Here is a 21,443-nt window from a genome sequence, read left to right on the forward strand (position 1 = left end):
GTGTCTGTTGCCGCCAGCCCGTTGTGGGCAACCCTGTAGTTGACATCTTACATGCCCCGTGGTGCCTATCAGGTGCAAACAACAAAGGGGGATGTGGGATGACTTACGTACCAGCAGAAAACCGCTATGACCGGATGACCTATCGTCGCTGCGGCGCGTCGGGATTGCAGCTGCCAGCCATTAGTCTGGGCCTTTGGCACAACTTTGGCCATGACACCCCGCATGACACCAAACGCGATATTTGCCGTACAGCATTTGATCATGGCATCACCCATTTTGATCTGGCAAACAATTATGGCCCGCCGCCCGGGTCGGCGGAACATGCGTTCGGTTCCATTCTGGCCGAGGATTTTGCCGGCTATCGCGACGAGCTGATTATCAGCTCCAAAGCGGGCTATCTGATGTGGCCCGGCCCCTATGGCGAATGGGGCAGCCGCAAGTATCTGGTGTCGTCTTGTGATCAATCGCTCAAGCGGATGGGTTTGGACTATGTCGATATCTTTTACTCGCACCGCTTTGACCCCAACACCCCGTTGGAGGAAACCATGGGCGCGCTGGATTACATTGTCCGCTCCGGTCGTGCGCTTTATGCCGGTATTTCATCTTATAACTCAGAGCGCACGCGGCAGGCGGTCGCCATTCTGAATGATCTGGGCACACCCTGTGTGATCCACCAGCCATCCTACAACATGCTGAACCGCTGGGTTGAGCGGGACGGCCTGAAGGAGACGTTGCAGGAGCTGGGTGTTGGTTCCATTGCCTTTACCCCCCTTGCACAGGGTATGCTGACCAAGAAATACCTTGGTGGGGTGCCCGACAACAGCCGCGCCTCACAGGGGAAGTCCCTTGCCCCCGCGATGATTACCGAAAAGGCGATCGGCAATATCCGCAAGCTCAACGAGATCGCCGAGGGTCGTGGTCAGACCCTTGCCCAGATGGCAATTGCATGGGTGTTGCGCGATGGCGGTATTACGACCGCCCTGATTGGTGCGTCCAAGCCCAGTCAGGTGGTGGATTGTGCCGGTGCCGTGGATAACCTTGAATTCACTGCTGATGAGCTGGCCCTGATTGACCAATATGCAGATGAAGAGCAGATCAACCTTTGGGCCCAATCCGCCGAGCAGGTGAAAGGCGCCGCACAACGATGAGCATGATCACCAATCCCATTCTGCCCGGTTTCAATGCGGACCCTTCATTCTGCCGGGTAGGAGAGGACTATTACATCGCCGTATCCACCTTTGAATGGTATCCGGGGGTGCAGATTTACCACTCGCGTGATCTGGTCAATTGGGACCTTGTGGCTCGGCCGCTGAACCGTGCCGCCCTGCTGGATATGCGGGGCAATGGGGATAGCTGCGGGATATGGGCGCCATGCCTGTCCTATGCGGATGGCAAGTTCTGGCTGGTTTATACGGATGTAAAGCGGCTGGACGGTGCCTTTAAGGATGCGCCGAACTATATCACCACATGCGACAGGATTGACGGAACATGGACCGATCCTTGGTACGTCAATTCATCCGGCTTTGATCCGTCTCTGTTTCATGAGGACGATGGCCGCAAGTATTTCATGAATATGCAATGGAACCACCGTGGCCCCGGCACGGGCGGCAATCCGGCCCATGCATCTTTTGATGGTATTCTGTTGCAGGAGTGGTCGCCTGACAAAGGTCTGTTTGGTCCGGTTCGCAATATTTATCAGGGCACGGCCCGTGGCCTGACAGAAGCGCCCCATATCTTCAAACGCAACGGATATTATTACCTGACCACCGCAGAGGGTGGAACAGGCTATGATCATGCGGTCACGCTGGCCCGGTCCCGCGATATTTGGGGGCCTTATGAAAATCACCCCGATCTGCACGTGATGTGCGCGGCAGGATCTGATGGTCCGATCCAGCGCACTGGTCATGGCCAATATGTCGAAACCCATTGGGGCGCTCACTACCACACGTTCCTGATGGGCCGTCCTCTGCCGGGGCCACATGGTCCGTTTTGTGCATTGGGGCGCGAGACAGGGATAGAAGAGGTCGTCTGGCTTGATGATTGGCTGTACCTGAAGGCCGGAGGCATGGTCCCGCGCGCCACGGTGCCTGCACCAGTTGATGTGGCACAACGCCCCCCTACCGCTGTGCGTCGCACACTTGGTGGCAATTTGCCACCAGAGTTCCAGTGGCTGCGCACTCCGGAACGTGACCGTATTTTTCGTGAAGACCCTGACGCACTGGTCCTGATCGGTCGTGAGAGCATTGGCAGCTGGTTTGAGCAGGCATTGGTGGCCCGCAGGCAGGAACATCATGCGTACCGCGTGGAAACGATGTTGTGGGATTTTGCGCCCGAGACCTATCAGCAAGCGGCCGGGCTTACGACATACTACAACAGGCACAAATTTCATGCGGCCATGGTTGGCCTTGGCGCGGATGGCGGGCGCGTGCTGACCTTGATGTCTTGTCCCGGTGATTGGCCGGATGGGGCACTATCCTTTCCTGCTGCTGATGTCCCTCTGACCGATGGTCCAGTGGAGCTGCGCGTCGATGTGAATGGCCCCACCCAACAGTTTTTCTATCGTCAGAGCGGCGACTGGATTGCTTTTGGTCCGGCCCTCGACGCCTCGGTCATTTCGGACGAAGGCGGGCGCGGCGAACATGCGTCCTTTACCGGGGCCTTTGTAGGGGTGGTTGCATTTGATACTTCGGGCGGGGGGAAAGAGGCGCGGTTTACCAAGTTTGACTACCTGCCGGAGGGGACAGTTTGACATCTGTCATTCAAGCTGGGGTCAGCAATGCAAAGTGAGCTGTGCTTGTTCGATATGGCCCGGGGTGAAGCCACAGTGCTGTTGCGCCACGACGGGCATATTGAAGCCCCGAATTGGCACCCTGATGGCTATCTGATTGTCAATGGTGACGGGCGGCTGTTTCGTGTGCCGCTGGCCGCACCGGCATTGCATTTGATCGACACCGGTCATGCGACCGCTTGCAACAATGATCACGGAATTTCACCCGATGGCAGCATGCTTGTTATCAGTGACAAAAGTCGGACGGAATCGAGCTGCATTTACAGTCTGCCTGTAACGGGTGGCGTGCCTGTGCGGGTAACCGACACTGTGCCTTCCTATTGGCACGGCTGGGCGCCCGATGGTCAAAGGCTGGCCTATGTCGGGCGGCGCGGCGGGCCGTTTGCGCTGTTGACGTGTACGGTGGCAGGCGATGATGAGGTTTGCGTAACTGATGCCTTTGACCACATTGATGGCCCTGATTATACGCCCGACGGCCAGTGGATCTGGTTTAACGCAGAGCGCGAAGGTGCGGTGAACCTGTGGCGTATTCATCCTGACGGGACTGGCCTGCAGCAGATGACTGACGATAATGCTGTCAACTGGTTCCCGCATCCATCGCCTGACGGGCAGCATGTTGTGTATCTTGCCTATCAGGCGGGGACCCGCGGGCACCCGGGCGGACTGGACGTTGCCTTGCGGCTGATGCCCGCAGTTGGCGGGTCGTCAAGGTTGTTGACCCGGCTGCATGGCGGGCAGGGCACGATCAATGTTCCCTGTTGGGCTCCGGACAGCGCGCGCTTTGCTTTCATGCGCTATCTTGCCTGAAAAGGCTTTACTTTTGGGGGCGGTCCCGGCTTTTTGCCCCTGTAAAATCAAAGGTGGAACAGTTTGCACGGCATGCCGACAGCAAGAGCAGGACAAGTCATTGGCCTTTTGGGCGGTTCATTCGATCCGCCGCATGAAGGGCATGTGCATATCACCAAGGCGGCCCTGAAACGGTTTGATCTGGATCGCGTCTGGTGGCTGGTAAGTCCGGGAAACCCTTTGAAAACGGCTGGGCCCGCTCCGATTGACGACCGATTGCAGGCCGCACGGGCGGTGATGACGCATCCCCGTGTGCTGGTCACAGACATCGAAACTCATCTGGGCACCCGTTATACCGCCCAGACCATTGCGGCGCTGCACCGCCGCTATCCGGGGGTCCGGTTCGTTTGGTTGATGGGCGCTGATAACCTGACCGGGTTGCACCGCTGGCATGACTGGCGCTGGATTATGGACAACGTGCCGGTCGGCGTCCTTGCCCGCCCCGGCGACAGGCTTGCCGCGCGAACGTCAAAGGCCGCGCGGATTTATGCACAGGCCAAACTGCCCAAGCAGGCCTCGCATGGTTTGGGGCGCAGGAAAGCGCCGGTGTGGTCTTTTGTTAATCTGCCCATGTCAGACCAGTCATCATCGGCAATCCGCGCCCGAGGAGAATGGTAATGCTTGTCAACAGGAGACATCTGCTTGCAGGAGCCGCATCCCTGCTGGCCACGCAGGCAAGGGCGGAGGCGCCGTTGACGTCGATCCGGCCACGCGCCCGCCTTTCTGTCAATGACCCTGCTGCCCGCCTGATCGCGCGCGCCAATCTGTCGGGGTCGGTCGGGTGCGTCGTTGCTGATCTGGCGACCGGAGAAGTGCGCGAGGCGATTAAACCCGATGCCGCTTTGCCGCCTGCGAGTGTGACCAAGGCTGTCACCGCGCTTTATGCAATCGAAGCGCTGGGCGCTGCCCATCAGTTTGAGACACGGGTAATTGCTGCAGGTCCCATTCTGGATGGCGTTTTGGATGGTGATTTGATTCTGGTCGGTGGCGGTGATCCCAATCTGGTGACCGATCAACTTGCCGATCTGGCAGAACAGATCAAAGCGGCCGGTCTGCGTGAGGTGAAAGGCGACTTTTTTGTCTGGGACAACGCGCTGGTCAACCTTGATGAAATCGACAACACCCAACTGGACCATGTCGGGTACAACCCAGCTGTGACCGGCCTGAACCTGAACTTCAACAGGGTGCATTTCGAATGGAAGCGCGAAGGCGCAAAATACACCACTGCCCTTGATGCGCGCAGCGAAAAATATCGCCCGGCCGTCACCACCGCCCGCGTCAGTGTTGTCGATCGCCAGAGCCCGGTTTTCACCTATCAAGAGCGCGACGGCGTCGATGACTGGACCGTCGCCCGCCGCGCATTGAACAATGGCGGATCACGTTGGCTGCCGGTCCGTCGTCCCGCGCTTTATGCAGGAGAGGTTTTTGCGACCTTTGCCCGGTCGCACGGAATCGTCCTGAAGCGACCGCAAGAGCTGGCAGAGTTGCCGCAGGGCCGCGCGTTGGCAGTCTGGCGCAGTGCGCCGCTTGACCAGATGATGCGGTCGATGTTGCGCTTTTCGACCAATATCACGGCAGAGGCCGCTGGGCTTTCTGCCACTGCGGCCCTGACCGGCACGCAGCGCGGCTTGCGCACCTCTGCCCTCGGGATGGCGCGTTGGGCGGGGGATCGCGCGGGTATTCAGCCGCACTTCGTGGATCACTCCGGCCTCGGTGATGAATCGCGCGTCTCGGCGGCTGACATGGTGTCGTTCCTGAGCGCCGATGGCGCAGCCGCAACACTGCGCCCGCTGATGAAGCGGATTCAGATGGTCGATGCTAATCGCAAGGTGGTCCGCAATCATCTGGGACACGTACAGGCAAAGACAGGTACGTTGAATTTCGTGTCCAGCCTTGCGGGCTATGTCCGCACCTCCGGGGGGCAAGACCTTGCGTTTGCCTTTTTCGGGGCTGATCTGGAAAAGCGGGAGCAGGGCAAACGGGCAGGTGACGAATCGCCCGCCGGGGCCAGACAATGGAACCGGCAAGCCAAGGCATTGCAGCAAAGGCTCTTGCAGCATTGGATCAAGCGCGGCGCCTAAAGGGTGATATGACGTGCCCTTGCGCCCCGTTCGATGGCGGCGGCGTGCAGACGGTCGATCTCCAGCTCGTCGCGGACTTCCTGTAGCATCCGTGCTTCGGGGCCGTCGATTCTGCCATCGGCTGCGGCCACATCACATGACAGGGCATAGGCTGTTTCATACAGGCGTTCGGGCAGCGCATCGCGGATCAGGCCAAACAAGGCCTCCAGCCCGTCCTCTGGTTCGAGCAGGTCAAACACAACCTTGGACATGCGTGGCAACCGTTCGGGGTCAAAGCCTGCAAAGACCGGCAGGTTGTTTATCGCGTTGCTCATCTTGACCAGTTCAGACGTGCGAATGTTTTCATCGGATGCCGACACGGCAATCATGAGTGCCACAAGTGCGTCTTGAGCAGTCATTGGTCCTTCTTCGAGCATGGCTTTTCCCTCTGGTTGCTGCACCCATTTATTGACGCTGTGCCCGTCTCGCAATAGGGAGTGCGCCAGTTGTGGCCGTTGGGGTCATAATACCGAGATTCTGAGAGATACCATGAGCAATCTGCGTGACCTAGCGATGACATCCAAGGCCTGGCCCTTTGAGGAAGCCCGCCGTGTGCTCAAACGTTACGCAAAGAAGGACCCTGAAAAGGGGTATGTGCTGTTCGAGACGGGTTATGGTCCCTCTGGCCTGCCCCATATCGGGACGTTCGGCGAAGTCAGCCGCACCACGATGGTGCGCCGCGCGTTCGAGGTGATATCGGACATCCCCACCAAACTGCTTTGCTTTTCGGACGACATGGACGGGATGCGCAAAATCCCCGGCAATGTTCCCGACCCCGCAGCGCTGGAGCCCTTCATGCAAAAGCCGCTGACGTCGGTTCCCGACCCTTTTGGTACCCACGGCAGCTTTGGCGAACATATGAATGCGCGTCTGAACAATTTCCTTGATACATTCGGTTTCGAGTATGAATTCGCTTCGGCCACGGACTATTACAGGTCTGGCAAGATGGATGCGATCCTACTGAAGGCGGCGGAAGAGTATGAAACGCTGATGGCGATCATGCTCAAATCCTTGCGCGAAGAACGGCGCCAGACCTATTCGATTTTCCTGCCGATTAGCCCCACGACCGGGCAGGTGCTTTATGTGCCGATGAAAGAGGTCACAAAGGACGGCCAGATTACATTTGAAGACGTGGACGGGACCGACGTGACGATCCCGGTGACCGGCGGGAACTGCAAATTGCAGTGGAAGCCGGACTTTGGTGCCCGCTGGGCCGCACTTGGCGTCGACTTCGAGATGTACGGCAAGGACCACGCCACCAACACGCCCATTTACGACGGCATCTGTCGGGCCTTGGGCGGCCGCGCGCCGGAACATTTCACCTATGAGTTGTTCCTGGACGCGGAGGGGCGCAAAATTTCGAAGACGTCGGGAAATGGTTTGTCGATTGACGAATGGCTGACCTATGCAGCGACAGAGTCCCTGTCATATTTCATGTATCAAAAGCCTAAGACGGCCAAGCGGATGCATTTTGATGTGATCCCCAAAGCGGTCGATGAATATCACCAGCAGTTGCGCGCCTATGCCACACAGGATGACAAGGCGCGCCTGAACAACCCGGTGTTCCATATCCACGGCCATAATGTGCCCGCCTCCGATATGGTGGTTCCCTTTGCGATGTTGCTAAACCTTGCGTCCGTGTCGGGCGCCGAGGACAAGGAAACCCTCTGGGGCTTTATCCAGCGTTACGCGCCGGACGCATCAGCCGAAAAGAACCCGCAGATGGATCAGGCTGCCGGCTTTGCCGTCGCCTATTACAACGACTTCGTGAAGCCCACCAAGACCTACCGCGCCCCAACCGACCCTGAACGCGCCGCCATGGCCGATCTGGCCGCGCGGTTGAAGGACTGGGACGGCGGATTGGATGCAGAAGCCCTGCAATCGCTGGTCTTTTCTGTCGGCAAGGACCACGGGTTCGAGAATCTGCGCGACTGGTTCACCGCCCTGTACGAAGTGCTGCTGGGTGCATCGCAGGGTCCCCGCTTCGGTGGCTTTATCGCGCTTTACGGTGTGGACGAAACGGTCGCGTTGATCGAAGAAAAGCTGGCGGCATAATGCGCAGGCTTGGTGGTTTACGCTAAATGAGCTGGTCTGATGTGCGGCCCGGGGCGGCCGTTCGCGTTCGTAGAAACCTTCCCAACTGGATCAACTGCCCGGCGCAGTTCGGACATCGCCCGACCTCCCCCTGGAGGGCGATTTGCAACGGCCTGCCAGGCGCCAGAGCGGTCGCGTGATGCGCGGGCCCGTGCCAAACACCCGCTCCGACCGCCCCCCCCAGGTCGGGCAATTCCCGCTCTGCACCTGTGGTCACAATGGCGCAGGACCGGACATGCGTTGAAGGTGTGACCTGGCTTCGCGCATAGACAACCCAAGAATTTTGAAACTAATCCCCATCCCTGCCCGTATCTATAAGTGGAAAGATAATCAGGAGAGCGGCGATGGGACGGTTATTCACTTGCATATTGGCATTCTGGCTTGCGGGAACGACCGCCTTTGCGCAGTCAAAGGAGACAATCGAAGGCGTGATCGGCGACCAGCTTCAGGCCTTCAATGACCGCGATATTGATATGGCCTGGCAATATGCCAGCCCTATGATCCAGCGCCTTTTTGGCAATCCCGAGAATTTCGGGACGATGGTGCAGCGCGGCTATCCGATGGTGTGGGACAACAGCCGGGTCGAATTTCTAGATCAAGAGCAGATCGGTGATGCACAGCGACAGAAGGTGCTTTTGCGGGACCAGAACGGGAATTTGCATGTATTGCTTTATGACATGATCCAGACTGAACGCGGCTGGGAAATCAATGGCGTGCAACTGGTCCCCGCCCCTGACGTTGGGGCGTAGGGGCACCGTCACGGTGCTGTCAGCCATGTTTTAGACCTCAGATGTAGCCTGACTTGCGAGTGGCCCGGTTTGCGCCGGGCTTTTTGCATTTTTGCTGCCACAAGGGTCTTTCTTCATGAATAAAGCAATCACCGACGGTATCGTGTTCAACCCGCTGCCCTTCGCAGCCGGTCTTGGTGTCTGGTCCAGCGGCGATGGCACGCCGGGGTCTGACACCTATGCCGTCAGCGGATCGGGCGTGTTCGTCGCTGCCGATCAGGATTTTGCAGGCTGTCTTGAGGTGCTGAAAACCGACCCAATGGCGCGCGTGCGCTATATGGGCGAAACGCCGATTTTGCCGGGGTGTTATTTGCGGATCACTGCGCGGGTCAAGGCTGTCGCAGGGCCGATGCCAGCGGTGCGCATTTCAGGATGGGCCGGGCTTGCGGGCGGCGCAGAGGCAACCGGATTGCCGGGCGCGGGGCCTTCCGTACAGTTGGATAGCTACGGTGGGGTGGTTGAGATCAGCGCCATCGTTGGCACGGGCGATCGCACGGGCGTTGATCTGGTTTGGACGGGGGCCAATTACGGGCACTTCGGGATTGACTTGACGGGCCCGAGCGGCGGCCTTGTCCGGGTCGATGATATCCAGATCGAGGATGTCACAAGCGTTTTCCTGCGTGATTTGCTGGCCTTTGTCGATGTGCGGGACTTTGGCGCGAAAGGCGACGGCACGACGGATGACACTGCCGCCTTCGAGGCGGCTGACAACGCATCTGGTGGGCGCACCATTATTGTGCCAGAGGGCGTTTATCTGCTGGGTGATAGTGTGACACTGGCCAATCCGGTCAGTTTTGAAGGGACAATCAGTCAAGCCCCAGAACATCGCTTTATTCTGCAACGGGGTTTCAATTACCAAAGCTATCTTGAGGCGTTCGAGAACGAAGAACTGGCGTTCAAGAAGGCGTTTCAGGCGCTGATCAATTTCGCAGACCATGAATCGCTTGATCTGGGCGGGCGACGCATTGCGCTGTCGGAACCTGTGGACATGCAGGCGGCCGACCCCACACGCGACCGGTTTGAAACGCGGCGGGTGATCCGCAACGGGCATTTCCAACCCATTGCAGGCGCGGCTTGGGACACCATCGAAGTCGAAGCGCAAGCCACCTATTCGGCGTCAAACGACCGCGAACTGACGAACGTGGCCAATATCGCCAGCATTCCGGTTGGGGCTGTGGTCGAAGGTAACGGCGTGGGCCGCGAAGTCTATGTCCGCGAGGTCAATGTCGCGGGCAGCCGGATCACGCTGAGTCAGCCGCTTTATGATGCGGAAGGCACGCAGGTGTTTACCTTCAAGCGGTTCAAATACATGCTTGATTTTTCCGGTTTCGAGAAGCTCAGCCAGTTTGTTCTGGACGATATCGAATTTCAGGGGCTGGGCGAGGCAAGCGCGATCATGATGGCCCCTGAAGGGTTCACATTTCATGTGCGCGATTGTTTCATCAACAAGCCCAGGGACCGTGGGATCACGTCACCGGGGCGGGGCTGTCAGGGGATGATGATTGACCGCTGCCAGTTCATTTCGGACGAGCAGGCGATCCCGGTGTCGAACCGCAAGAGCATAGGCCTCAACACCAACGCCAATGATGTCAAAATCCGCGACAACCGGACCAGCAAGTTCAAGCATTTTTGTGTATTGGCGGGGTCAGGCAGCCTGATCTCCGGCAACCACTGGTTTCACGGCGATGATGAGGTCAATGGCATCCGCAAGGGTGGCATTGTGATCACATCGCTGAACCCCAAGTCGGTATTCACAGGGAACTACTGCGACAACAACTTTATCGAATGGACCAATGAACACCTGAGCGAACCCGCATTGGGCGCACAGTTCTCCTTTGGTGGGATGACGATCACCGGCAATATCTTCACCACCAATGACGTCGCGGGCTGGTTCAATTTCATCGTGATCAAACCCTATGGCCCGGGCCACTACATCAACGGGTTTTCAGTCGTAAGCAATGTTTTCCGGTCGCTCAATGGGCGGATCGACAGGGTGGAACATGTCGACACAAGTTTTGCCGATCTTGACTACAGCCGCACCCGGCGTCTGACATTTGCAGGCAACGTCTATCACAATGTGAATGAACCGGCGCATAACCCGATGTCATTGTCCCACAGCCAGGCGTCAGAGGCCGCGACGTGGGTGATGAGCACCAAGAATTACCTGCCATTTGACGGCCCCGCGCAGTTTGTCGATAGCGTGATGCCCGAAGGGGCAGTGACCACCTCATCCGGGGCGCGCGTCTACGAGATGCCCTACGCGGAGCCGGAACAGGGGACGGGCGGGCGCAGCATCAATCTGCGATGGTCGCGCGCGGTCAAGGGTAAGGTCCGCTATCAGGTGCGGATGGATCAGCCAGAGGACTGATCCCTTGTATCCTGAGTTTGGGTATCATGCAGCCTGATCTTTAATGATGATGCGCTTAGCCCAAGCAGCAGGGCGCAAACGCGTATGCAATCAAGCTCCCGGATTTTTTCGGGAGCTTCACTCGTTTTAAGACTGGCGTGCGTTTTCATTGACGCCACCGGGTCGCCATTCTTTGCCGAATGCCTGCAAATTGTGCAAAACGTGGTGGCCATTGGGCCAATTGCGTTGAAAATGCGCGTGGCCACTGGTCAAGGGCCCGTTTTTTGGGATGGATAGGGTGAACAAGCCAAAGAGACCGCAAGATTACCTACGCTGCCCCCATAAAGACCGTTGCGTCCCCGCGTGCGCAGGGTGGCCTGCAACTTGCGGCGAAACGGCGGGGCGACCAGTCTGTCATTGATGATTTGCGCCAAAGCGGGTCTCTCAAGGCCCTGTTTCCGCGTGTCGCGGGCAAGGCGCTTGATGCGGTGTTCCTGAATACAGCAGGTGGGCTGACCGGGGGCGACCGGATGCAATATGCGCTGGCTGCGGGGCCTGACGCGTTTTTGTCGCTATCGTCGCAAGCGGCGGAACGGGCATACCGGGCGCAGCCGGGGCAGGTCGCGCGCAGCGACGTGACAATGACAGTTGCCGCCGGTGGCTGCATCCACTGGCTGCCGCAGGAGACGATTCTGTTCGAGGGTGCCGCGCTGGCCCGGCGCTTGCGGGTTGATCTGGAGAGTGACGCCTCAGCGCTGATTGTCGAGCCGCTCATCTTTGGCCGCGAAGCCATGGGCGAGGACCTGCATGATTTGTCGTTTACGGATCAGTGGCGGATCTTTCGTGACAAGAAGCTTGTCTTTGCGGATGCCGTGCGTCTGATGGGCGATGCGCACCGGATGCTGACGCATCGCGCGGTTGCAGGCGGTGCACGTGCGATGGCGACCGTGCTTTTGGCGGGCCCCAAGGCGGCGTTGCATGCAGACTTGCCGTTGCCTGAAACAGCCGGTGCGAGCCTGATCGCGGATGACCTGCTGCTTTTGCGGTTTTTGGCAAAAGACGGCTTTGATCTGCGCCATGATATTATTCCGGTGATCGAGGCACTCTCTGAGGTGCCGCTTCCCAAGGTTTGGAGACTTTAGAAAGATGCAGCTGACCCCGCGCGAAAAGGATAAATTACTGGTTGCCATGGCGGCTGAAGTGGCGCGCAAGCGGCTGGCACGTGGGGTCAAGCTGAATTACCCCGAAGCAATTGCGCTGATCACTGATGCGGTCGTTGAAGGCGCGCGCGACGGTCGGTCGGTGGCGGATATGATGCAGGCAGGCGCGCAGGTCATTGCCCGCGACCAGGTGATGGATGGCATCGCCGAGATGATCCACGAAGTGCAGGTCGAGGCGACTTTTCCGGACGGCACAAAACTGGTGACAGTGCATGATCCGATCCGGTGATGCCTCCGGCGGGGATATTTTTGGCCATAAGAAGGTTAGGGTGATGCGATGATACCAGGTGAAGTGATGACAGCAGAGGGCGAAATTTCCTTGAATGCAAGGGCACAGTCCCTGACCATGATGGTGGCGAATACCGGTGATCGGCCAGTGCAAGTCGGGTCCCACTTTCACTTTTCCGAAACCAATCCGGCGCTTGATTTTGACCGTGAAGCGGCGCGCGGCATGCGTCTGGATATTGCTGCCGGGACTGCTGTACGTTTTGAGCCGGGCCAGCGGCGTGAGGTTGCGTTGATCCCTCTTGCGGGTTCCCGCCATGTCTTTGGTTTCAACGGGCAGGTCATGGGGGCGTTGTGATGTGGGATGCTGCATTGCAGAAAGATGCTGCACTTGCAGCCGCATTGCGTTATGGTGGACGGGCAAAATTGCCCTTCAACCCTGAGGAATGAAATATGACCCCAGCTATCGCACTTTCACTTTCTGCCGACATGGCGCGCGCGTCAGCGGCCGTAATCGGCCAACAGATGCGCATGACACAGACCATGCTTGACCAGACGTACGCGGCGCAAAAGGCGCTTTATGCGCCTTTCCTTGGCGATGCATCCGTCAAGAAGCCCGCCCCGAAAGCAAAGCCTGCAAAGGCACTGGCGAAAAAGACAGCGACACCTGCCAAGGCAAAGCCGACCCTCAAAAAGCAAGCCCCCAAAAAGGCAATTGCCAAACCTGCCGCACCCGTTGCTGCCGAAAAGAGCAAAGCCGCGCCTGTGGCACAGCCCGTCACGAGCCAGCCCGGGCCGAAATCTGCTGCTGCTACCAAGGTGACATCAGCACCCGCCTCTCAAGAAAAGACCCCCGAAACAAAAGCAACTGACAAAGCCTCTGCTGCGAAACCTGCGGTTGCTGCGAAAACTGCCAAGCCCCGGCAGAGCGCAAAGCCCGCTGCGGCGAAAAAGCCAGCGCCAACGCAGGTTTCGAAACCTGCTGAACCTGCAAAAGCGGCCAATAAAGCCGCGCCCAAAACGACATCCGGATCAACCAAGAAGCCTGTGACCCTCGCAGATGTGCCTTTGGGTGATGCCGGGGCCAAAGCCAAAACCTGACCGGAGACGCCCATGCCTGCCTCGATATCCCGCGCTGATTATGCCGCAATGTTCGGTCCCACGGTTGGGGATCGCGTAAGGTTGGCGGATACCGAGTTGATTATCGAGGTGGAGCGTGACCTGACCGCCGAACTTGCCGGGGCTGCCGCGACGGGCGGCACGGGCAGCAATGCCATGCTGTATGGCGAAGAGGTGAAGTTCGGCGGCGGCAAGGTGATCCGTGATGGTATGGGCCAAAGTCAGGTGACCCGCGCCGCTGGCGCGGTTGACACGGTTATCACCAACGCGCTGATCGTTGACTGGACAGGTATCATCAAGGCCGATGTTGGCCTCAAGGACGGCAAGATCGTCAAGATCGGCAAAGCGGGTAATCCAGACACGCAACCCGGCGTGGATATCATCGTCGGCCCGGGTACAGAAGCAATTGCCGGTGAGGGGCGTATCCTGACCGCTGGCGGGATCGACAGCCATATCCACTTTATTTGTCCCCAGCAGATAGAGGATGCACTGCATTCTGGTCTGACCACAATGATCGGCGGCGGGACCGGGCCTGCGCATGGCACGCTCGCGACAACCTGCACGCCGGGCCCTTGGCATATTGGCCGGATGTTGCAGGCGGCTGACGCCTTTCCGATGAACCTTGCCTTTGCAGGCAAAGGGAACGCATCGCTGCCTGCCGCATTGGAAGAACAGGTGCTTGCGGGCGCGTCCTGCCTGAAGCTGCACGAGGACTGGGGCACAACCCCGGCAGCGATTGATTGCTGCCTGTCGGTGGCGGACGCCTGGGACGTGCAGGTGATGATTCACACTGATACGCTGAACGAAAGCGGGTTTGTGGAAAACACCGTTGCCGCCATGAAAGGCCGCACGATCCATGCTTTCCACACCGAAGGGGCAGGGGGTGGACACGCGCCCGACATCATCAAGATTTGTGGTGAAGCACATGTGCTGCCATCTTCGACCAATCCAACCCGGCCCTTTACGGTGAATACGGTCGACGAGCATCTGGACATGCTGATGGTCTGCCACCACTTGGACAAATCCATCCCCGAAGACGTGGCCTTTGCCGAAAGCCGGATCAGGCGTGAAACCATCGCCGCTGAGGATATTCTGCACGACATGGGCGCTTTTTCGATCATCGCCTCTGACAGTCAGGCGATGGGCCGCGTGGGCGAAGTGATCATCCGCACATGGCAAACCGCGCACAAGATGAAGGTGCAGCGGGGGTCCCTGAATGAGGAAACCGGCGACAACGATAACATGCGCGTCCGGCGTTATATCGCCAAATACACCATCAATCCCGCCATTGCGCATGGCCTGTCACGGCATGTGGGGTCGATCGAGGAAGGCAAACGCGCCGATCTGGTGTTGTGGGACCCTGCGTTCTTTGGCGTCAAGCCAGAGATGGTCCTTATGGCGGGCACGATCGTTTGCGCGCAGATGGGTGATCCTAACGCATCTATCCCGACGCCGCAGCCTGTCTATACCCGCCCGATGTTCGGGGCCTACGGGCGGTCGGTGGAAAATTCTGCGGTGACCTTTGTGAGCGCCGCCGCACAGGATGCAGGCATCGGCAACAGCCTTGGTCTGGCCAAACAGACACTGCCCGTGGTCAATACGCGCGGGATTGGAAAGAAGGACCTGAAGTTGAACGACGCGATGCCGCATGTCGAAGTGAACCCCGAAACCTACGAGGTCCGCGCCGATGGTGAATTGCTGACCTGCGAACCGGCGGAAAGCCTGCCCATGGCGCAGAGGTATTTCTTATTTTGACGTTAACAAACCAATGCACTGGGCGCATAGTCGCTTTGCAGGATGAAAGCTTGTTTGTGGTGAGTGTGGGACCTAATTCGTTGGAAGGGAGGAAAGAAACACGCTTGCAAGAGGCACATCATGGCTTTCCAATCCGACAACTCACTGATTTCAAACTCCGAAGTTCTGGCCGAACTGGGTCACATGCTTCTCGCACCGGTTCGTGCCATTGGCAATGGTTTGGTCTATCTCGCCGAAAACAACCCGCGCGTTCAGGCGCTGAATGCAGTCTCGGCCATGACCGACGCGGAACTGGCGGAAAAAGGAATGACCCGCGAAGAAGCGTTGCGAAACGCCGTCCCGCATCTCATGTAAACGCCTTGATCTGGGGAAGGGTTGGGTCATGACCCTAGTGGCCAACCATATTGTCCATCATGCGCACAGCGATGATTGTGTCAAACTGACCTATGATGCACGGCTCCTGCGCCGCAAGCGATTGCAGTCAGAGGCGGCGGTGTCCTTCCTCGTCGATTTGCCGCACACGACATCCATCAATGCTGGCGACGGCTTTGTCCTGTCCGACGGGCGCACAATCGCGGTCGCTGCCGCAGACGAGCCCTTGATGCGCGTCACCGGTGACCTTGTTCGGTTGGCATGGCATGTTGGCAATCGCCATGCGCCCTGTGCCATCGAAGACGGTGCGCTGGTTGTGCAACGCGAAAAGGTCATGCGGGCGATGCTGGAACAGCTTGGCGCGCAGGTCGTGGATTTCGATGGTCCCTTCACGCCCGAAGGCGGGGCATACGGCCACGGGCGCACAATGGGTCACGATCACAGCCATTCCCATGCAGGCTGATCGCCTATTGACCCTCACGCAGTGGCTGTCACCGGCTTTTCCGGTAGGGGCCTTCGCCTGGTCGCATGGGTTGGAACGCGCCGTAAGTGCCGGCCACATCACACAGATCCATCACTTAGCCGATTGGCTTACTGACGTTTTGGCGCGCGGTGCCGGGCGCACCGATGCCATCCTTTTGCATCAGGCGCATCTGGGGGATGATCTGGATGCGCTGGCTGATCTTGCCGCCGCGCTGGCCCCGTCCAGGGAGCGCCGGGCAGAGACTTTGCAGCAAGGGGCCGCCTTTGCAGCTACGACACGCGCCGTTTGGGGGTTGGATTTGCCTGATATGGCGTATCCTGTCGCGGTGGGAAGGGCCGCTGGCCTGATGGATATGGACGCCGTCCCTGTTGCGCAGGTCTGGCTACAAGCCTTTGCCAGTAATCTGGTGCAGGCAGCTACCCGTTTGATGCCCTTGGGGCAGACTGCGGCGCAGAAGATCGTGCATGACCTGCAGCCTTTGTGCGTGCAGATCGGGCAAGAGACGGCAAACGCCACGCTTGATGATATCGGCAGCGCGACCTTTGCCGTTGATATCGCATCAATGCAGCATGCGACCCAGCACACGCGGATTTTCCGGTCATGAAAAGAGGACAAGACAAATGTCGGTAAACGGCCCATTGCGGGTAGGGATTGGTGGCCCCGTCGGCGCAGGCAAAACCACGCTGACGGCGGGATTGGCGCGCGCCCTGAAGGACCAGATCAGCCTTGGCGTCATCACTAATGATATCTACACGCAGGAAGATGCAGAAGCCCTGATGCGGATGCAAATCCTGCCGGCTGATCGTGTCATGGGGGTCGAAACGGGGGGCTGTCCGCATACGGCGATCCGCGAGGACGCGTCGATCAATCTGGCAGCCATTGCCGAGATGCGCCAGCGCCACGACGATCTGGAACTGGTATTGATCGAAAGTGGCGGCGACAATCTGTCGGCCACATTCAGCCCTGAACTGGCCGATGTGACGATCTATGTGATTGATGTCGCGGCAGGCGAGGAAATCCCCCGCAAGGGTGGCCCGGCGATTACACGGTCCGACATTCTGGTCATTAACAAAACAGATCTTGCGCCCCATGTCGGCGCGTCACTGGACGTGATGAAACATGATGCCGCCCGGATGCGCGGTGATCTGCCATGCGTCTTTGCCAGTCTGCGCAACGGGCAGGGGCTGGATGAAATCATCAACAATCTGCGACACATCGGGGGGCTTTAAGGGCGATGTGGCGTGCCACCTTAGAGGGTGAACCATACCCCGATGCGCAGGCTGCTTTCTTCTGGTCCTGTGATTGGCTCCACAAGGCCAAGGTTGACCCGGGCATTGTCTGTCAGGCTGTAAATGACGGTCGGGTTGAGTTTGGCAAAGCGGGTACCGTCTTTGCCTTCGCCGGTTTGCAGTTGGACCATGGTGGTCCATGCGTCTGACAGGTTGTGGCCCCATGTGAAATCGACCTTGGGCCGATAGGTCCGGTCAGAGGTGCGGGTGGTCGCACTGGCATCAATACCCAGCCATCCACTTTGCAGCCCGCGTCCCCATGACAGGCCGCCGCGCATCAGATAATCAATGTCATCGTCCTGATCGCGTTCCAGACCGAAACCCAGACTGGCCGCATAACGGTTTGCGCCAGTCACATCGCCCAGCGGAAACTGGGCAAAACCCACGGCGGTGTGACTATTATCCCGATCTGCGGTGAAATAGTCAAAGCCAAGCGTGACACGGTCTGTCAGCCCGTACTCACCATAGATTGTGGTGTCATAGTAATTTGGCACATACCCCCAGTCGCTGGCCCACAGGTTCAGCCCTGAAGAGACAAACAATTGCCCCTTCTCGCGGTTCCAAGCGCCCGCGTCTGCGGACGTCGCGAGCCCCAGCAAGAAAAACCCTGTCAAAATGTGGCGCATTCTGTCCCCTTGCCGCACCCTTCGCATCCTGTGGGGGCAAGAGTTAACCAAACGTTAAGGCGGCAAGGCCATCTTAACCGTTCCGCCCCAAACCGCGCAATTTATATGCATAGGCAAGGCGGGCTAAGGTTTCTCTAATCTGGTGTTTTATTGGCGGATGAGGGTGCTTTGGTGCCGATACCCGTGCATTCAGTCGCAAATGCCGTGCCACCATCAGCGCCCGCCGCCCGTGGTAGTGATCTGTCACGATAATGACATTGGGTCCGGGCAGCAGTGGCCGCGCGTTCCGGATGTTCTCAAGCGTGGTCGTGGATTGATCCTCCAGGATGATGGCATCAGCAGAGACCCCTGCATTCAGCAAAAGGGTTCGCATCGCGGCCGCCTCGGAGGGGGGGTGTTTGCCCAAACCCCCGCATGGAATAATGCTCGGAGCAGCCCCGGCATGCCACAACTCTGCGGCATGGGCCGTGCGTCTGCGCAATGTGGGCGACGGCCCATCGGACCAGACAGCCGCGCCAAGAACAAGAATTGCATCCATGATTTCAGCTATGCCGTTTGGTACGGAGAAGAAAAGGGGGTAAAATTTTTTACAAATGCTGTCATTTTGGCCGCCAAAACTTGACAAATCCTGCTGCCGGTTCGACGACGGACTTGGATTCCGCGTCATTCTGCCCATGATGCGATCCAAAGTGAATATCAATTCGAAGGGGGGAAGTCATGACCGATCAACCAGCAGGACTCTATCCACCGTCTGCGGCGATGGCCGCTGGCGCGCATGCGGACAAGGCAAAATACGACGAAATGTATGCGGCGTCGATCAATGACCCCGAAGCATTCTGGGGCGAACATGGCAAGCGCATCGACTGGATCAAGCCCTATACCAAGGTCAAGAATACCAGCTTTGCCCCCGGCAATGTGGACATCAAATGGTACGAAGACGGCACGCTGAATATCAGCGCTAACTGCATTGACCGCCATCTTGAAACCCGTGCTGACCAAACTGCCATCATCTGGGAACCCGACAGCCCCGATGAAGAGGCGCAGCATATCACCTATGCGCAGTTGCACGAAAAAACCTGTCTGATGGCTAACAGTCTCAAGGAACTGGGCGTCAAGAAAGGCGACCGTGTTGTTCTGTACCTGCCCATGATCCCCGAAGCGGCCTATGCAATGCTGGCCTGCGCGCGGATTGGCGCGATTCATTCGATTGTCTTTGCCGGGTTCTCTGCCGATGCGCTGGCTGCGCGGATCAGCGGGTCGAATGCAAAGGTCGTGATTACCGCTGATGGCGCGCCGCGGGGCGGGCGGGTGACAAATCTCAAGGACAGTGTGAACCAAGCGTTGATCAACGTCATGCACGATTGCAAGTGCCTATGCGTTAAGCGGACCGGCCAGCAGATCGCCTGGCGCTCAGATGGCGACTATTGGCTACACGAGATCGAAGAAACCGTTTCAGCAGACTGCCCCCCAGAAGAGATGAACGCCGAAGATCCGCTGTTCATCCTTTACACATCAGGATCCACGGGCATGCCAAAGGGCGTGGTCCACTCGACGGGTGGCTATATCGTCTATGCCTCGATGACGCATCAGTATGTTTTCGATTACCATGATGGCGATGTTTTCTGGTGCACGGCCGATGTAGGTTGGGTCACGGGCCACAGCTATATTGTGTATGGACCGCTTGCCAACGGGGCTACGACCCTGATGTTCGAAGGGGTGCCGACCTATCCGGACGCGGGCCGGTTCTGGCAGGTTTGTGAAAAGCACAAGGTCAATCAGTTCTACACAGCACCGACTGCCATTCGGGCGCTGATGGGCCAAGGTGACAGCTTTGTCGAAAAATACGACCTGTCCGATCTGAAACTGCTGGGAACCGTGGGCGAGCCTATCAACCCCGAAGCGTGGAACTGGTACAACACGACCATCGGCAAAGGAAAAATCCCGATCGTTGATACATGGTGGCAGACTGAAACCGGCGGCCATCTGTTGACCCCGTTGCCCGGCGCAGTTGCGACCAAGCCCGGGTCGGCCACGGTGCCGTTCTTTGGTATCCAGCCGGTTATTCTTGAACCCACAACCGGTGAGGAAATCCACGAAACGGTGGCCGAGGGCGTGCTGTGCATCAAAGACAGCTGGCCCGCGCAGATGCGCACTGTCTGGGGCGATCACGAGCGGTTTGAAAAGACCTATTTCAGCGACTACAAGAACTACTACTTCACCGGTGACGGCTGCCGCCGCGACGCCGATGGCTATTACTGGATCACGGGGCGGGTCGACGATGTGATCAACGTCTCTGGGCACCGGATGGGAACGGCAGAAGTCGAAAGCGCACTGGTTGCGCACGCGAAAGTTGCCGAAGCTGCCGTTGTGGGCTACCCGCATGATATCAAAGGGCAGGGGATTTATGCCTATGTCACGCTGATGTCAGGCGAAGAGCCAAGCGATGAATTGCGCAAGGAGCTGGAAACATGGGTGCGCTCAGAGATCGGGCCGATTGCAAAGCCTGATCTGCTGCAATGGGCACCTGGACTGCCCAAGACACGCTCTGGCAAGATCATGCGCCGCATCCTGCGCAAGATCGCCGAAGATGATTTCGGCGCGCTGGGCGATACATCGACGCTGGCTGATCCTTCTGTGGTCGAGGATCTGATCGAAAATCGGATGAACAAGCAGTAAGCGCCGGCGCATATTTCTTTTGGGGCCTGCCAGTAATGGTGGGCCTTTTTTCAAGTGTCGGCCAACTCCATCCTTTCTGCAAGAAAACAGGTTGCTGGTTGGCGCATGCGTATCCGTGCCTGACGTCAGCGCCATTGAGACAGATTTGAGAACGAGCCGCGGCGTTTGCAGGCGGCCTGTTCAGCAAAAGCGTAGCGCGAATCGATACGATGCCCCCCGGATGCTTTTAGGCACGTCCCGCACCCTTGGCACGATTGCACGCAAAACCGCCCCGGATCGGACCTGATTCATCGGATTTTGTGACGAATTGACCGCGTCATGCTATTTCGTGAGCGCATGAATGCGCCTATAGTTACTTGAAAAGCGGACAGAAACCCGCTGGGCAACAATCGCTAGGGAGAACTTCGCCATGATCCGTTCAGAACTGATCCAGAAAATTGCCGACGAGAACCCGCACCTTTATCAGCGAGACGTAGAGAAGATCGTGAATACTGTCTTTGAAGAGATTACAGGTGCGATGTCCCGCGGTGATCGGGTGGAGTTGCGCGGGTTTGGTGCTTTTTCAGTGAAAAAGCGCGATCAACGCATTGGCCGAAATCCGCGGACAGGTGAATCCGTGCAGGTCGAAGAAAAGCATGTTCCCTTTTTCAAGACGGGCAAACTGCTTCGCGACAGGTTAAACGGAAATTGAACT

The 21,443-nt window shown here is 58.2% G+C and carries 22 protein-coding genes; 19 read left to right on the forward strand and 3 right to left on the reverse strand.

Translation table 11 applies throughout. The features are described from left to right. Nucleotides 1–98: 98 nt before the first annotated feature. From mgrA to dacB, 5 genes are all read left to right on the forward strand, one after another. A complete protein-coding gene (mgrA, locus tag C8N45_RS00835; RefSeq protein WP_108384337.1) occupies nucleotides 99–1,148 on the forward strand; it encodes an L-glyceraldehyde 3-phosphate reductase in 1,050 nt (349 codons plus the stop codon). After that, nucleotides 1,145–2,749: a glycoside hydrolase family 43 protein gene (locus tag C8N45_RS00840; protein ID WP_245882508.1), complete on the forward strand. Its 1,605-nt coding sequence runs from the start codon at nucleotides 1,145–1,147 to the stop codon at nucleotides 2,747–2,749. Before mgrA ends, C8N45_RS00840 begins: the two co-directional genes overlap by 4 nt. A gap of 27 nt (nucleotides 2,750–2,776) precedes the next feature. Further along, on the forward strand, nucleotides 2,777–3,595 hold the full coding sequence (locus C8N45_RS00845) for a TolB family protein (protein ID WP_108384338.1): 819 nt from the start codon (nucleotides 2,777–2,779) through the stop codon (nucleotides 3,593–3,595). 72 nt (nucleotides 3,596–3,667) lie between these two features. Further along, nucleotides 3,668–4,252, forward strand: a complete 585-nt coding sequence (locus C8N45_RS00850; RefSeq protein WP_108384340.1) for a nicotinate-nucleotide adenylyltransferase — start codon at nucleotides 3,668–3,670, stop codon at nucleotides 4,250–4,252. Beyond that, the gene (gene dacB, locus C8N45_RS00855; RefSeq protein ID WP_309498326.1) at nucleotides 4,252–5,715 is read left to right on the forward strand and encodes a D-alanyl-D-alanine carboxypeptidase/D-alanyl-D-alanine endopeptidase; all 1,464 of its coding nucleotides are present in this window, start codon (nucleotides 4,252–4,254) and stop codon (nucleotides 5,713–5,715) included. The genes C8N45_RS00850 and dacB overlap by 1 nt, the downstream gene beginning before the upstream one ends. On the opposite strand, the gene C8N45_RS00860 is transcribed toward dacB, so the two are convergent. After that, nucleotides 5,712–6,131, reverse strand: coding sequence for a tellurite resistance TerB family protein (locus C8N45_RS00860; RefSeq protein WP_108384342.1), 420 nt, complete (start codon nucleotides 6,129–6,131; stop codon nucleotides 5,712–5,714). The genes dacB and C8N45_RS00860 overlap by 4 nt on opposite strands. A gap of 112 nt (nucleotides 6,132–6,243) precedes the next feature. Between C8N45_RS00860 and C8N45_RS00865 the strand changes: the two genes are divergently transcribed. The 12 genes from C8N45_RS00865 to ureG all read left to right on the forward strand — a co-directional run bounded on the left by C8N45_RS00865 (nucleotide 6,244) and on the right by ureG (nucleotide 17,387). Continuing rightward, nucleotides 6,244–7,809: a lysine--tRNA ligase gene (locus C8N45_RS00865; RefSeq protein WP_108384343.1), complete on the forward strand. Its 1,566-nt coding sequence runs from the start codon at nucleotides 6,244–6,246 to the stop codon at nucleotides 7,807–7,809. A 383-nt stretch (nucleotides 7,810–8,192) separates the two neighbouring features. Next, entirely contained in the window at nucleotides 8,193–8,597 is a 405-nt protein-coding gene (locus C8N45_RS00870) for a DUF4864 domain-containing protein (protein WP_108384344.1), read from the forward strand. Nucleotides 8,598–8,712: 115 nt separating this feature from the next. After that, the gene (locus tag C8N45_RS00875) at nucleotides 8,713–11,004 is read left to right on the forward strand and encodes a glycosyl hydrolase family 28-related protein (RefSeq protein WP_108384345.1); all 2,292 of its coding nucleotides are present in this window, start codon (nucleotides 8,713–8,715) and stop codon (nucleotides 11,002–11,004) included. Between the two features lie 356 nt (nucleotides 11,005–11,360). Next, nucleotides 11,361–12,125: an urease accessory protein UreD gene (locus tag C8N45_RS00880; RefSeq protein ID WP_511259391.1), complete on the forward strand. Its 765-nt coding sequence runs from the start codon at nucleotides 11,361–11,363 to the stop codon at nucleotides 12,123–12,125. 4 nt (nucleotides 12,126–12,129) lie between these two features. Next, nucleotides 12,130–12,432 carry an urease subunit gamma gene (locus C8N45_RS00885; RefSeq protein ID WP_108384347.1) on the forward strand — a complete coding sequence of 101 codons (303 nt, stop codon included), beginning with the start codon at nucleotides 12,130–12,132 and terminating at the stop codon, nucleotides 12,430–12,432. Between the two features lie 48 nt (nucleotides 12,433–12,480). Next, complete coding sequence (locus C8N45_RS00890; protein ID WP_108384348.1) at nucleotides 12,481–12,786, forward strand: urease subunit beta; 306 nt, start codon at nucleotides 12,481–12,483, stop codon at nucleotides 12,784–12,786. Nucleotides 12,787–12,881: 95 nt separating this feature from the next. Next, entirely contained in the window at nucleotides 12,882–13,529 is a 648-nt protein-coding gene (locus C8N45_RS00895) for a hypothetical protein (RefSeq protein WP_108384349.1), read from the forward strand. Nucleotides 13,530–13,541: 12 nt separating this feature from the next. Next, a complete protein-coding gene (gene ureC, locus C8N45_RS00900; RefSeq protein WP_108384350.1) occupies nucleotides 13,542–15,302 on the forward strand; it encodes an urease subunit alpha in 1,761 nt (586 codons plus the stop codon). Nucleotides 15,303–15,422: 120 nt separating this feature from the next. Then, nucleotides 15,423–15,656: a DUF1127 domain-containing protein gene (locus C8N45_RS00905; protein ID WP_108384351.1), complete on the forward strand. Its 234-nt coding sequence runs from the start codon at nucleotides 15,423–15,425 to the stop codon at nucleotides 15,654–15,656. 28 nt (nucleotides 15,657–15,684) lie between these two features. Then, the gene (locus C8N45_RS00910; RefSeq protein ID WP_108384352.1) at nucleotides 15,685–16,137 is read left to right on the forward strand and encodes an urease accessory protein UreE; all 453 of its coding nucleotides are present in this window, start codon (nucleotides 15,685–15,687) and stop codon (nucleotides 16,135–16,137) included. Next, the gene (locus tag C8N45_RS00915; RefSeq protein WP_108384353.1) at nucleotides 16,127–16,762 is read left to right on the forward strand and encodes an urease accessory protein UreF; all 636 of its coding nucleotides are present in this window, start codon (nucleotides 16,127–16,129) and stop codon (nucleotides 16,760–16,762) included. Before C8N45_RS00910 ends, C8N45_RS00915 begins: the two co-directional genes overlap by 11 nt. A 16-nt stretch (nucleotides 16,763–16,778) precedes the next feature. After that, complete coding sequence (ureG, locus tag C8N45_RS00920) at nucleotides 16,779–17,387, forward strand: urease accessory protein UreG (RefSeq protein WP_108384354.1); 609 nt, start codon at nucleotides 16,779–16,781, stop codon at nucleotides 17,385–17,387. Nucleotides 17,388–17,407: 20 nt separating this feature from the next. Here the strand turns inward: ureG and C8N45_RS00925 are convergent, their stop codons facing one another. Next, a complete protein-coding gene (locus C8N45_RS00925) occupies nucleotides 17,408–18,073 on the reverse strand; it encodes a hypothetical protein (protein ID WP_108384355.1) in 666 nt (221 codons plus the stop codon). Between the two features lie 73 nt (nucleotides 18,074–18,146). Continuing rightward, the gene (locus C8N45_RS00930; protein ID WP_108385075.1) at nucleotides 18,147–18,611 is read right to left on the reverse strand and encodes a YdcF family protein; all 465 of its coding nucleotides are present in this window, start codon (nucleotides 18,609–18,611) and stop codon (nucleotides 18,147–18,149) included. 179 nt (nucleotides 18,612–18,790) lie between these two features. On the opposite strand from C8N45_RS00930, the gene acs reads away from it, so the two are divergent. Next, complete coding sequence (gene acs, locus C8N45_RS00935) at nucleotides 18,791–20,749, forward strand: acetate--CoA ligase (protein WP_108384356.1); 1,959 nt, start codon at nucleotides 18,791–18,793, stop codon at nucleotides 20,747–20,749. Between the two features lie 409 nt (nucleotides 20,750–21,158). Beyond that, entirely contained in the window at nucleotides 21,159–21,440 is a 282-nt protein-coding gene (gene ihfB, locus C8N45_RS00940) for an integration host factor subunit beta (protein ID WP_108384357.1), read from the forward strand. The last annotated feature ends 3 nt before the right edge of the window (nucleotides 21,441–21,443 follow it).

Origin of the sequence: Yoonia sediminilitoris (assembly GCF_003058085.1) — a bacterium.
Classification (GTDB): Bacteria; Pseudomonadota; Alphaproteobacteria; order Rhodobacterales; family Rhodobacteraceae; genus Yoonia; species Yoonia sediminilitoris.